This window comes from Polyangiaceae bacterium (assembly GCA_020633205.1).
Classification (GTDB): domain Bacteria; phylum Myxococcota_A; class Polyangia; order Polyangiales; family Polyangiaceae; genus JAHBVY01.
The window spans coordinates 130,969-144,144 of record JACKEB010000020.1; the positions used below are offsets into that span (position 1 = coordinate 130,969).

11 protein-coding genes are annotated in these 13,176 nt (G+C 64.2%); 8 read left to right on the forward strand and 3 right to left on the reverse strand.

What is annotated here, in order from left to right; translation table 11 throughout:
• The first annotated feature begins 479 nt into the window (after positions 1–479).
• The 3 genes from H6718_31805 to H6718_31815 all read left to right on the forward strand — a co-directional run bounded on the left by H6718_31805 (position 480) and on the right by H6718_31815 (position 2,928).
• The gene (locus H6718_31805; GenBank protein MCB9590043.1) at positions 480–1,328 is read left to right on the forward strand and encodes an OmpA family protein; all 849 of its coding nucleotides are present in this window, start codon (positions 480–482) and stop codon (positions 1,326–1,328) included.
• 266 nt (positions 1,329–1,594) lie between these two features.
• Positions 1,595–2,158, forward strand: a complete 564-nt coding sequence (locus H6718_31810; protein ID MCB9590044.1) for an RNA polymerase sigma factor — start codon at positions 1,595–1,597, stop codon at positions 2,156–2,158.
• Entirely contained in the window at positions 2,155–2,928 is a 774-nt protein-coding gene (locus tag H6718_31815) for a DUF1109 family protein (protein ID MCB9590045.1), read from the forward strand. The genes H6718_31810 and H6718_31815 overlap by 4 nt, the downstream gene beginning before the upstream one ends.
• Before the next feature lie 116 nt (positions 2,929–3,044).
• On the opposite strand, the gene H6718_31820 is transcribed toward H6718_31815, so the two are convergent.
• Complete coding sequence (locus tag H6718_31820) at positions 3,045–4,151, reverse strand: hypothetical protein (GenBank protein ID MCB9590046.1); 1,107 nt, start codon at positions 4,149–4,151, stop codon at positions 3,045–3,047.
• A 269-nt stretch (positions 4,152–4,420) separates the two neighbouring features.
• Between H6718_31820 and H6718_31825 the strand changes: the two genes are divergently transcribed.
• Positions 4,421–5,362 carry a tetratricopeptide repeat protein gene (locus H6718_31825; GenBank protein ID MCB9590047.1) on the forward strand — a complete coding sequence of 314 codons (942 nt, stop codon included), beginning with the start codon at positions 4,421–4,423 and terminating at the stop codon, positions 5,360–5,362.
• 25 nt (positions 5,363–5,387) lie between these two features.
• Here H6718_31825 and H6718_31830 read toward each other — a convergent pair whose 3' ends face one another.
• On the reverse strand, positions 5,388–7,802 hold the full coding sequence (locus tag H6718_31830) for a hypothetical protein (protein ID MCB9590048.1): 2,415 nt from the start codon (positions 7,800–7,802) through the stop codon (positions 5,388–5,390).
• Between the two features lie 296 nt (positions 7,803–8,098).
• Between H6718_31830 and H6718_31835 the strand changes: the two genes are divergently transcribed.
• The 4 genes from H6718_31835 (at position 8,099) to H6718_31850 (ending at position 11,182) form a co-directional block, all read left to right on the forward strand.
• Positions 8,099–8,755, forward strand: a complete 657-nt coding sequence (locus tag H6718_31835) for a hypothetical protein (protein ID MCB9590049.1) — start codon at positions 8,099–8,101, stop codon at positions 8,753–8,755.
• Positions 8,755–9,738 carry a hypothetical protein gene (locus H6718_31840; protein MCB9590050.1) on the forward strand — a complete coding sequence of 328 codons (984 nt, stop codon included), beginning with the start codon at positions 8,755–8,757 and terminating at the stop codon, positions 9,736–9,738. Before H6718_31835 ends, H6718_31840 begins: the two co-directional genes overlap by 1 nt.
• A complete protein-coding gene (locus H6718_31845) occupies positions 9,735–10,400 on the forward strand; it encodes a hypothetical protein (GenBank protein MCB9590051.1) in 666 nt (221 codons plus the stop codon). The genes H6718_31840 and H6718_31845 overlap by 4 nt, the downstream gene beginning before the upstream one ends.
• Positions 10,401–10,474: 74 nt before the next feature.
• Positions 10,475–11,182: a response regulator gene (locus H6718_31850; protein MCB9590052.1), complete on the forward strand. Its 708-nt coding sequence runs from the start codon at positions 10,475–10,477 to the stop codon at positions 11,180–11,182.
• 7 nt (positions 11,183–11,189) lie between these two features.
• Here the strand turns inward: H6718_31850 and H6718_31855 are convergent, their stop codons facing one another.
• Positions 11,190–12,884: an ABC transporter permease gene (locus tag H6718_31855; protein ID MCB9590053.1), complete on the reverse strand. Its 1,695-nt coding sequence runs from the start codon at positions 12,882–12,884 to the stop codon at positions 11,190–11,192.
• Positions 12,885–13,176 lie beyond the last annotated feature (292 nt).

Consider the following 13,176-nt stretch of genomic DNA (forward strand, 5'->3'; position numbering starts at 1 on the left):
GGTGAACGCCAGGTGAATCACCGGTAACCCTTCGCGCAATTGCGCGTGTCCACGAGGCAACGCCAGTGACGACTAGGGGGCGTCGACTCGACAACTGAAGGCTCACTCCACAACGCACGGAAATGTGGCGCGGAAAAAACCATTCGAACTGACGACCGGCCCAAGTTATCACTTCGAAACAGTGGAGAAGCTGCTCCCGTGTGAGCCACCACGGATTCGGCGTATCGCCATGGTCGCTATCAGCGAAGGCGAGGGCCGCGGATTGTCAAGCGGAAAGCCCCTCGTCGCCCCATGGGCACCGCGACCTTTCGCCACGCGGTCGAACCCCTGCGATGCCGCTCGCTACCTAGCGGCACGTGTACGGGCTCCGTTCGCCCGCATTCCTCGAGAAATTGTCCCAGCACGAGCTGCCAACTCCAACTCCAGCGCCTTTTGTGTAAGCGTTGGGCCCTCGGTCGACGTGACCGCGGGAGAACAGGATGAAACGAAAACTCAGCGTAGTTTTGGCGGCCTCGCTGCTATCCGTCGCGTGCGGATACTCCGAGGAAGAGTGGAAAGCCCAGCTCGACAAGTACGCGCAGCTCGACAGTCGCTTCAAGCAGGAGCAGACGGAGCACGCCGCGACCCGAGCGGAGTTGGAAAAGGCGATGCAGCGCGTTGCAGCGCTTGAAGCCAAGCTCCAGGAAATGGGCGTCAACGTGGACGAGCTGAACAAGCAGCTCGAAGCAGAGGGCGCAGAAAAGGCGAGGCTCTCCGCGAGCCTCGACGAGACCACGCGCGCGTTGGCGGAGTACAAGGCACGCGCCGCTCAACTCGAGCGCATCAAGCAGCGCTTCGAGCTCTTGCGTCAGAAGCTGGAGAAGCTGACGACGCTCGGCTTGAAGGTGTCCATCCGGCGCAACCGCATGGTCATCTCGCTACCCGGCGACGTGCTCTTTGCCTCGGGGAAAGAGAAGCTGCGCAAGGAAGGCGTCGAGGTGCTCGACCAGGTCGCGGCGGTCATCCGCAACGACGCGACGCTCAGCAAGCGCTTCTTCCAGGTCGCGGGTCACACCGACGACGTTGCGCTGAAGGGCGGCCAGTTCAAGGACAACTGGGGCCTCTCGGCAATGCGCGCACGTGAGGTGCTCGTGTACCTGGTATCGCCGACGGACGCGAAGGGTGGCGGCGGCGGCCTCGACCCGACGCGCCTGCATGCGGCCGGGTACGGGGAGACGGATCCCATCGAGGCCAATGACACCGATGAGCACCGCCAGGCGAACCGGCGGGTCGAGCTGGTGCTGATGCCCGACGTCTCGGAAATGCTCGACCTCAAAGAGCTGATCTGAGGCGGGGCCTCGATTTTTTCGACCCCAGGCCTGATGCCGCGAAACGGCGCCGTGAGTCCAGCGGGCTCACGGCGCTGTGGCGCTCAGATCCTTGAAACTCGGCCTGCTTTTGCCGCGTATCCATGGGTTGTTGTCCCATGTCCGTTGCGCGAGCTGAAACCTGGAGCGGCTGGTCCCTCGAAGACCCTAAGGGAGCGCTGCTCGACGGTTCAGCAAAGCCCGCGAGACCTCCCGCCACAGCTGCGCTAACGCGTAGGGGCAGCAGCATGGACGGGGAGCAGATCGAGCTGACCTTGGAGCTCCTGATGGAGCAGTACACCCAAGGTAGCGCAGAGGCCTTCGACGAGCTGTATCGGCGCTCCTCTGCTCGGGTGTTTGGCTACTTGCTCCGCCTGACGCGTCACCGGGAGCGCGCCGAAGACCTGTTGCAGGTGACCTACTCCAAGCTTCACCGCGCGCGAGACAGCTACATCACCGGAGCGCCATTCATGCCCTGGGTGTTCGCAATTGCCCGGCGCTCCTTCCTAGACGAACGCCGCCGAGCGAGCAGCCGCAACGAGGACCTGAGCGACGACGGCACCTTGCCAGAGCCCAGTGCCGGCGAAACGAATGGGCTGCCCACGGACACCGTCGCGGCCCTGGAGCGCGCGATGAACCGCCTACCCAGCGCCTATCGCGAGGCGATCGAGCTCACGAAGGTGAGTGGCCTATCCATCGCTGAAGCGGCGGAGGTGCTCGGCGCGACCCCTCAGGCGGTCAAGCTTCGGGTACATCGAGGCTACGCGCTCTTGCGCAAGTCTTTGGACAGCTTCTCCCGAGGTGCGCCGTGAGCCCGCCATCACGCCCAGCCCTGCCAGACGGCTTGGATCCGGACGATCTGGACGCGGAGTTGTCTGAGATGGACGACCTGCCGTGGTCGGAGCTGGGGCGCAGCGAAGAGAGCCACGGACCGTGCTCCAAGGTCTCGGCTAAAATCCGCGCGGAATGCACGCGCGACCTGTGCCCGAGCAAGAACCTGAGCGTACGCTCGCGCCTCTTGATTTCGGTGTTCTTTTCGATGGGCTTGATGGCTGCGCTGGTCGTCTTGTTTGGACACCACGCCGAGCCGCCCGCCGCGTTGCGAACCGCCCTGTTGGGTGCCGTGGGGTGGGGCGTGGTGATGCTCAGCGTGCTCGTCATCGGCTTCGCGAAACCACCTGGCAAGCGAGGCGGGGTGCGGCTGCGTACAGCGATCGCGTTTGGCCTGCCGGTGCTCTTTTTCGCCTACCTGCTGCTCACGGGCCAACCCGGAGAATCAGTCGGCGACTTCGTCAGCCACAGCGCGTCAACCTGGCGCGCGACCGAGTGCGGCATCTTCTCCCTGGCCATTGGTGGGCTGAGCTCTGCCGGCGTGCTCTTCGCGTGGCGTCGCACAGACCCGTTGACACCGCGCCTGAGCGGCGCGCTCGCTGGGCTGGTTGGCGGCCTAGGTGCAGCCCTTGCCGTCGGCATGGCGTGTCCCACGACGGACAAGCTCCACTTGCTGTTCTCCCACGGAATCGTGGTGATTGCCTTCACCGTGGTTGGGGCGCTTGCAGGGCGCCGCTTGATGACCCCCTGACGCGCCCAGGGAGGATCATGGCGAGTGGGCGGGCACGACGAGCGCGGCGCTGACCCAATACGCCGAACAAGACGCGGCGCCCCTGAAGGCGCCGCGTTCTTTTTTTGGCTGGCTACTCAGGGGGCCGTGGGCGCCGGCTTGAGCGGCGCGGGCTTCTTGGGGGCCGGCGGCTTGGGCGCTGGAGCACTGGCGCTGGGCGCCGGAGCCGTTGGGAGAGCAGACGGAAGGCCCGTGGGCATTGCTGTGGTGGGCGGTGCGGCGGTCGCGCCGACGGGGGCTGGCCCCTGCGCATCTTCCCGTGCGGAAACACGGTACTCGTTGCCGTCACGCACCAACGTGAGCAGCTTGTACTCCCACTTGTCGCCCTCTTTGCAGCCAACGCGGACTGCCGCGCCAGCGGCGCTGCGAGTCATTACCGCACCCTCGCAGAGGATCTTTCCGTGTTCCAGCTCGGGGCAGCTGGAGCCGCAGGCCTGCTTTGCCTGCGCAACGATCCCCTTTGCGGCGCTGGCGGCGAGCTTCTCCGAGATGTCGAAGCGATGCTCCCGCAGGCGGATCTCGAACTCGATCGCTGCGTCCTTCGGTTCCCGCGCGAGCACGTCCAGCTCAGCCAACTTGGGCTTGTCCACCTGAGGTGGGTTGAAGTTGCAGGCGGTGCGGGCGAAGCCCCAAAGCAACAAGGTGACACCAACCAGAGACCAGATCATGAACGTCGTCGAGCGATTCGGGCTGTCGAGTTCTGCTTCGGTCTTGGGTAGAGGCGGGCGCTTGACGCGCTTCTTGCGGCGCTTCTTCTTGCCTACCTTGAGGCGTTGGGCTCGGCGCTTTGCGCGACGCCGACGAGCGAGTTCGGCCGCGTCGTCTTCATCTGCGTCCTCATCTTCATCTTCATCGTCGTCATCGTCATCGTCATCGACCACGGGACGCCTGCGCTTCGCGGGAGCGGGGTCTTCGTCTTCCTCGTCCTCGTCGTCCTCGTCCTCGTCGTCGTCTTCATCGACGAGGGGGCGCTTGCGTTTCGCGGGGGCAGGCTCGTCCTCTTCGTCTTCCTCCGAGCCGTCCTCAGCGTCGGAGTCATCCGAATCATCCGCTGCGGCGGACGGCTTCTTGGAGCTGGCACCGGTTGACGCTTCGGGCGCGGAGGTTGCTTCCACGTCGCTGTCTGCTTCTTCGTCGCGATCCAATTCGTCGCGATCTACGTCGTCTTCGTCGTCCGGAACCATGGGGGCCGAAGCTATCCACATCGATGCCCTGCTTCGCAACCGCCTTGACCAGACGCGAAACCCGAGCGCCGGTGGGGCAGCCGACGAATTGCACACGATTCGCGACTTGGCAGTTGGATGAGCAGAGACTGGACGTGGGATCTCTCCCCCAAAAGCAGAGGAAACAGCGGAAATCGCATTGTTCGAGCGGAGACCGGAGCCCGATTCCAGCCTCACTAGAATGCGAGGCTTCGCGCAACCGGAGCGCCGATTGACCCGACCAGGGCGGCATGCACCGTTTCGCGATCTGCGTGGGGCTGCTGCTAGCCGCGTGTGCGGGGGCAGCACCGCTTCCGCCCAAAGCCATCCAACTGAACGACCAAGGAACCCAAGCGCTGGCAGAAGGCGATCTCGAGACGGCGAGCGCCCGCTTCGAAGTGGCGCTCGAGTACAACCCGCACTTCGTCGAGGCGCTGACCAACTTGGGATTGGTCGAGCTACAACGCGGAAACTTCACGCGAGCTCGCACGCTACTCGCCAGGGCGAAGCGTCTGAACCCCGACGTGGCCCAGCCACATCATGGGCTGGGTGTCCTGGAAGAGCGCAAGGGCCGACCGGACATCGCGTCTCGGCACTACCAAGAAGCCCTCAAGGTCGACCCTGGCTTCGCGCCGGCGCGCGCAAACCTCGCACGCCTGTACTTCAACGCAGCGGACTTCGAGCGGGCGCGCAGTCAGTTCAAGCGCCTCACCGAAGTCGATCCCGACGAGCTCCTGGGATTCACCGGGCTCTGCGAGAGCCTGTTGAGCTTGGGACGAACCGCCGAAGCTGACGCGGTGAGCCGCAGGGCGCTAAGTCACTTCGGCCCTGAGCCGGAGCTAATCCTACTCGAGGGGCGACGGCTGCTGCGCAAGGGAGAGCCCACCCAAGCCATTCAGTTGTTGCTCCCGCTAGCGACGGCGGAGGATAGCTACGCGGCGGCCGCCCTCAGCTGGATTGCTACCGCAGAGCTCGAGCGACGACGTCCCGCGTTCGCCGTCGGCGCGGCCAAGCGGGCGCTGGAGCTGGAGCCTGACGCCGCAGTCGCCATCTACTGCCTGGCGCTCGGCTTGCATGCCCTTGGCGACGCCAGCGCCAGGGCTTGGCTGGAGCGCGCCGACGCCCTGGAGCCAGGCCGTCCTTTGATCCGCACGGCACTGGCCGAGGAAGAAGCCAGGCGGAACGTGCGCTAGCGAAGCGTGTGTTGTGCTGGGTCCATCACTGGGGGACTGGCGGGATAACGAACAGCACTTCTCGCGGCGAGCCAACAATCAGCTCATCTGTCTGACCGACGTTCTTCGCTTGCACCTGAATGCGCGCGCTAGCGACCTGCACCTGCGACGTTTGTTGGATGCTGGTGTTCGACTTCGCTTTGATGCGGAAGCAGATGCGCGTACCTGGGACGAGGTCCGTCACCGTGTCGTCGTGACCGTCAGTGCCGGGGGTGATGCCGTAGTTGTCGGCCCAGTTGTCTTCTATATTCGCCGCTGGCAAAAACTCACAGAACGTCCCGGGCTCCGCCGGATCTTGAATGTTCCCCTGCGGATACACCTCGATAGAGGAAACGAACTCGTCGACGGCGTTGATCGCCAGGTAAGGCGGATTCGTATCGTTCTTGGCGCGCAGCCGCACATCGACCTCCAGACCGCTGAGCAACGCCTTGATGCCTGCAGAGATGGTGTTCGCGACCGTCGAACCATCCTTGTGGCTTGCGAAGATCAGACGACACGTCGCCAAGCTGTTGATCAGGGGACCGTCGGGAATGACCGTATTCGAGTACACATCCGTTGGGCACTGACTCCCGCTGAAGCTGGCGGCCTTCACGTGAGACCCCGTTTGGTCAACCAGGTAGGCCATGTCGGGATAAGGGCCGGCGTAGCGCTGGGTGCCGCCGTCGTTGAGGGCAACACCGATGAACTTCGCCCCGCGACCCTGCATCTCCGTCACCAAATCGTCCGCGTTCGCGGCGGTGAAGGAGTACTCGTCGTGCCGCGCCGCCTGAACCACGTTGCAGCAACCCGCGCGACACGCCTCGAACGGAGATTCTTTACAAATCATGCGTCGGCCGTTGTGAGAGGCGGCGTCGCTAATCAGCACCAGGATAGGCAAGGCGTCGCTGCGGAAGCCGAGCGCGCCGTAGTCGCCGACGCCGGGGGTGAACGGGGCCTGGTAACCACCGCTCGGCCAGAACGTCGCCTCGTTGGCGAGCACCTTATGCAGCGCAGGGATCAGCGCCTCCGGGCTGTCCTTGCCGTCATCCGTCGTCAGCGAGTCCACCGCCGCTTGCGTCTTGGCCGTGTCAGTCGTCATGAAGCCGTTGGTCGGGACGCTGACAGGCTTGTTCGTGGAGGCGCCGTATGGATCCACGGGGAAATCCTGAGCGGCGGCGACACCGAATTGAGCTTCGGGGACGTCGTTCTTGATCGTGGTGATCAGGTTGTTCAGGTTGGTGCGGATATTCGCGATTGCCGGACCCATGCTGCCCGTTGCATCCACGACGAACGCGATATCACCCTTGTTGAGGTTCGTCCGCAGGACAACGTCCTGTTGCGTCGGAATCGGAGATTCCTGGTAGGGCATGACGAAGTAGTAGCGACCAAGCGACTGCGGGGTTTCTGCGCTACGAGTCGGATCGCTGCCCAACGTGTTCTCGATCAGGTCATTCGCACCATCGCCGTCGGTGTCCGCCTTGATGCGGTCCGTCTCTCCCTGGTTAACGGTGCAGTCGCCGTTCTTGTCTTCTACAGAGTCCACCAAGCCGTCGTTGTCCGAGTCGCGGTCGTACGGATCCGCGTTCGCGTCGGAGTCGGTGTTGGCGGCGTCTTGGTCGAGTTGATGCCCAAAGCCAGCTTCGCAGGCATCCGGCACCAGATCTCCATCCGAATCTAGATCGCGGAAGTCAGGGGTGCCGTCGCCGTCCGTGTCGTCGGTGCCCTCGAAGTCATCGCGGATCCCGTCATCGTCGGAGTCCGGATCGTTGTGGTCGTAGTCCCCGTCACTGTCGGTATCGACCGGCGGCTTCCCGCCTAGCTCATCCACGTCCTTGACGAAGTCCCCATCGTTGTCGTCGTCGTATGCGTCGGGCAAGCCATCGCCGTCCGCATCACCAGCTGGCTTGTTTTCGTCGTACGCGGATCCGTCGGGATAAAACTCGTCCTTATCCGGGATCCCGTTGTCGTCGCTGTCGAGGTCTAGGTAGTTCGGTACGCCATCTCCGTCAGAGTCCGGCGCATCGCACCCGGAGGGATCCCCTTCGAAGAGATCGGGGATGCCATCGTCGTCGCTGTCCGTGTCGAGGTAGTCGGGAGTGCCGTCTTTATCGGTATCGCGGTTTGAGTCCCGACCCTCGAACTCGTCCAGGATATTGTCGTGGTCCGCATCGGGATCGCACGTGGCAACCCCTCCGGTGCCGCCGCTGCCCGAAGCTCCCGCCGCGCCACCCACAGCAGCGGTGCCTCCGGTGCTGCTGCCACCAACGCCCGCGGCGCCACCGCTCGTAGCGCCCGCAGTGCCCGCGGCGCCTCCGGAAGCGCCAGAGCCTCCTGAGGAGGATGCGTCCGCACCGCTTCCACAAGCGGCAACGGTGGCCCCAAGAGCAACCAAGATCCAAGCAGAAGCGAAGCGCGCGTTCATCAAGCCTCCCGAGTCGCGACGCCAACTGGTGTGGTGCGAACGAACGCGCCCTACGCCGTCTGCGCGCGATTAACCCATGGTCGCTGCCCGCCCAGAAGGTAGAGCAACGGTGTCCAGTCGCGGAAATCGCCCCCGCGACCTGGATAACTTAACCGATTTGGCGACGCGACTCCGTAGTTCGCTCGAAAGATTATCGTTACCCCAACCCTGAGCAGGCGCTTGCCCTACTTCTGCTCACCTCAGGCGCGCTTTCTGACTGCGCGCTGCGTTGGTCGTGACTAGTGTACGCCCTTCCCATGCAGCCCCTCGCCCCCTCCCCGCGCGCGTTCGATCGGCTGATTGCGCGCCGCATCGGCAGGCTGGGATGGGCGCGATTCGCGACGTTTTCTAGCGCACTGGTGAGTATCACCACGTTGGTGTTGATGGTCGTGGTTCGCGCCGGATCCCGTGGGGATTTGGACAGTATCGCTGTGCGCGCTCTGGGCTGGGCATCCTGGCTCGTCGTGGTGCCCGCGACTCTAGCCGCCATCAGCTGCCTTTCCCGGCTGCGCCAGGACTCGCGTTTACCCCGCACCTTGCATTCCCTGGGTGTGCCCCACACGCGGCTCGAGCTCGCAGCGCTGCAAGGAGGCGTGCGCTTCGTGTTTTCCCGCTTGGCAATCCCCGGCTTCATCGCCCTTGGGTGCGCCTTGCTGTTGAGCCGAAGCTTCGCAGAGCTGCCCGCGCGAGGTCTTCAGCTATTGGCTGGAGGCGCTTACATCGCGGGACTCGCCTTCGCCGCTGGGCTCGCGGGGGCGGGCGCCTCGCTGCTTGGAGAACGCAAAGGGCGCTGGCTGCTGCTCTTCGTCGTGCTCGGGCCAATGTTCCTATCAGAGCGCTGGTTCAAGCTGATCGATGTACCCCGCGCGCTGGACGCGATGCTCGACGGCATCCTGCGTCTGGGGGGTGCGTGATGTTGCAGCTACGCGGGTTGTGGTCGGGGTTACTACGAGGCGTCACTGCGGAATTTCCCCAAGGCTATCATGTCATCCTGGGTCGCCAAGAAGACGGCTTGGTTGACCTCGCGGAGTGCTTGACGGGGGCGCGCGCCACGAAGCCTGGCTGCGTCGCCCTATCAGGCGCTGACCCGTTTCGTTCGGCGCACACACGCCGCAAGATAGGCAGCGTGCTCCCCCTGGAACCCGAATTTCCCCGCGGCAACATTGAACAACTGCTCACCCAACGTCTGCCTCGGCAAAGCGAGCAAGCAGCAGGCGAGCTCCTCGCCACCTGCAACCTACTCGACCGCAAGGCCCAGAGCCTGACGGCTGACGAACGGCGCAGCGTCGCGTTCCTGTTGGCCACCTCGGTCGCGCGGGTGGCGCTGATTGCCTACGAGCCGTTCACCGCCTTGCCAGGGATCCCCGCACAGGTCGTGATGACGCGTCTCGCGCATCAGGCCGAGCGCGGAGCCTGCGTTATCGTACTCACCAGCAACCCGAGCCACGCTCAGTACCTCGAGGGGCGGGGATGGCTGCTGGATCGCGGCAGGTTGCTCGAGCTCGAGCGTGACCACGCGCTGCTCGGTGGGTCGCAACAGTTGGTGATCGAGTGTGAAAAGAGCAGTCGCCTCGCGCGAGCGTTGCTGGAAGTGGGAGGCTTGGGGGTCAGCTACGATGCGGGTCGCCCAACGCAACTCACCCTGACTGGTCCCAGTGAGCGAGCGAGCCTCGCGGCGATGCACGCTGCACTGGAGCTTGGCTTGGAAATCACCCGCATCAGCAGCGTCACACCCACCGTCGATCAGCTGCGCGCGCGTGCTGCAGGAGCAGCGCAAGCAGCTTTCCATCAGGCGCGAATCCAGCCGAGTGATGCGGCACAGCGCGGTGCCGTATCAAGCGAGGCGCCAGTAGCGACCGACGCGGCAGCGCAACGGGAACCGGAACACCAGGCATGAGCGGATTTCGCATTGGCCTGTCCCTGGCGCGGACCCGCCTCACGAGCTGGGGCTCGCTCGGAGTGCTCGCCCTCGGGTTGTTGATTGCGGGTCTCGGCTCCGTCTTGTTTCGCAGCCAGCCCGAAGGTCTCGATCTGAGTCTGCTGGGCCTGGCCTTTGGTCTGATCATGCCTTTCGGCGCGCTCTCGCTCAGCCGTCGGGCGTTCGGCTCAGGTTCGCTGCTCGAGAGCGTGGCGGAGCCCGCGCGCTGGGGTGCGGATCGGCGCGGTACGTTGCTCGGGTTGTGGTGCGGTCTTTCGCTGACCTTGCTCGTCTGGTTCGCGCTGCTCGCTCTCGAAACGGTGCTCCTCGGTGGCGGCACCGGCGGGGACGCGCTGCGCTCCGCGGGTGTCGGCGTGGAGGCAGGCATCGCCTACGCAAGCTACCTCACCGCTGCCTCCGGGTTTGGGCGCCACGGCCACGCGCGGGTTTGGTTCATTGGTGCTGACTGGCTGCTCGGGGCGACGACCGGCGCCCTCGCGCTGCCTTTTCCACGCGCGCATATCGCCAATCTCTTGGGTTCGACTCCTCCGGCCAACCTGCCACAACTTGGGAGCGGCCTGGTTCTCGCATGCTGCTGCTTGGTCTGCCTGGGCATGACCCGGGTGCGCGTCCCTAGCTAGACTGCGGTGGTCGTAAGGGGAGAAAGCACACCCAAGCGGTAGCGTGCCCCCTGGCTTGTACTAGTCTCCGCCTCGTGCGTTCCGTGGTGTTTCGCTTTGAGTCGCTGGATCAGCTAGCGCAACAGCTGGACCTGAGCGGCGACGATCAAGATCTCGATTTGCCGCCCGGAGAGCGCTTTCGGGAGGGCGAGTGGGTGTTGGCGCATTTCTGCGTCGGCGAAGAGTCCACCTCCGTCGCTGCCTGCATCGCGGATCGAGGCGCAGGCGTGCGCTTGGCCTTCGAGGAGCGAGACTGGGAGCATCTGCTCGACTTCACTCAGGTCGATGACGACAGCCGCGCAAGCCTACCTCCCCCCAGCGTCCCGGTGAACCGTATTTCCTACGTGGAAAATGTCCCCCCAAACACACGGGTGCTGCTGGTGGACGACGACCAGGATCTGCAGCGCGTGGTGGGGGCGCTCTTGGTGCACGCCGGCTATGAAACCAAGACGGCGTCCAGCGCCGAACAAGCACTCGACGTCCTGCGAAAGGAGCAGTTCGATCTGATGGTGTTGGACTGGAACTTGCCAGGCATGACCGGACTTCAGCTCTGCACCCGACTGCGCGAGATCGGATCACGCTTGCCCATCCTGTTCCTAACGGCTCACTCGGCGAGCGAAGACATCGTCGCGGCGTTCGATGCTGGCGCAGACGACTTCGTCCCCAAGCCGTTCCGTGCACCCGAACTCACGGCGCGGGTCATGGGCTTGCTACGCCGCTCTCAGATCCCGATCCTGCTCTGAGTGGCGCTCACTGCTCCCGGAAGGCTTCCGCGGGGCGCAGTGTGGCTGCGTGAACTGCGGGCCAGAGGCTGCCGATCAAGCACACCACCATGGAGAAAATCCCTGCCGCGAGGAACCACTTCGGGTCCACCTGCACCGGCAGGTGCGAGATGAAGTAGACCTTCGGATCCAAGGGGAAAGGTTTCACCGTCAGGTAGTAGCAAACGGCATAGCCGAGGCCGAGACCACCGCCAGCGCCAAACACGCCGATGATGCCGCCTTGGTACAGAAAAGCCCGCACCAGCGCCCAGTCGGTGGCGCCCATGGCCTTCATCACTGCGATCTCGCGCTTCTTGTCGAGCACCACCATGATCAGCGTCGCCAGCACCGTGAAGGCCGCCACGAGGATCATCAGTGCCAGCACCAAGCTGATGGTGATTTGCTGGATCTGCAGCGCGGTGAAGAGCCCGTGGTTCAGCTCCTTCCAATCCATCGTGTGGTAGATGGAGCTCTTGAGCTTTTCGTCGACGAGGGCTTTCACGTGCTGTGAGTCGTCGATGTTCGAGATCTTCATCTCCACACCGGTCACGCTGTCGCCGTTGCTGTGAAAGGCCTGGGACTCGTAGAGGTCCGTGTAGACCAGCTTCGAGTCGTACTGGTCAAAGCCAGCGTCGAAGATCGCGATCACGCGGAATCGCTTGGCCACTGGGGGGCGAAAGCCTCCGGAGCCGAATGAGAAACCGACCGTGGGCGAGGTGACCTGCAGACAAGAGCCGAGGTCAGCTCCCAGGTACTGCGCGAGGCTCTTCCCGATGATGATGCCGGGCAGCTTCTTCACTGTCTCCGCGCTCTTGCACGGGTCCTCATCTAGTTCCTCGGGGATATAATCGGGGTCCGGTAATACGCTGTCGTACCCGCCATCGGGGACGATGGAGCCCACGGGAGCGTCCGGTGGGAGTTCATCGGTTTGGGGGGGAGGAGCGTCAGGTGCCTCCGCGGCATCCCCCGAGTCCTGCGCAGCCCCGTTCTCCTTGCGTGGCGCCGTATCCTTCGCGACGCCCTTTGCCGCAGCCCGGTCCTGCTTGCGGGGTTTGGTCAGTCCCGGCTTGGAGTCCTTGCTTGCCTCCCCGTCCTCGTCCTCGGCGTCTTCGAGCAAGTCCTTAGCGGAGAGCCCCCCGTCCTTCGCCGTGTCCTCGAGATCGACGATGTAGTTTGGATCGCCTTGCTTGTTGTTGGGCGCGTCGAGCGGAGACTCTCGCACCCTCAAGCGGCGGGTCGACTCTGGCGGCTTCGCACCGGGGACTCTTAGCCCTTCCGTACCGCCTTTGACGATGTGCTTCGGCAGATCCAGCACGTCGCCAAACACATCGGGATCGACTCCCTTCAACAAGACGCCGGTCGCCGTCTTCTCCCCGTGACTCACCATCATCGGGTTGATCACGAAGGGAGCAACGCCGACCACACCGGGCACTTCCTTCATGTCCTTCATCACGCTGCGGTACTCGCGAAAGTCGCTCGAGTACTTCAGCACAAGCACGTGCGCGTTCACGCCGAGCACCTTCTCTCGGAACTCGGAGCGGAAACCGCCAGTCACGCTGACCACGATGGACAGGCAGGCGGTGCCGAGCGCAACACCCAGGATCGCTAGCGAAGTGCCAAGCGAGACGAAGGCGCGCTTCTTGGAGCCCATGTATCGAAGCGCGATTTGAAGCGGGAATCCCATGCTGTCTCTCGGCGCGCGCCCGACTGGACAGCACGCCGCCGGTCTTATAGCTGAGCCGTCGATCGGCTCAACGCTTGAGCGGCTAATCGCTTGCATCCCGACTCTGAATTCCAGGGTGTGCAAGCTTTGCGGACCCGTGCGTTCGGTGCAGTGGCCTGTGAACCAGCACTACCCGAACTGCGCGACCTGAGGCTGACACTGGTTGCCGGAGTGTGCCGCTTGGGTCCTTCGCTTTGACACTGAACCCCCGGGCGGTGTCTTCCCCCAAGGCGGGGTGACGCCCAGGCAACCC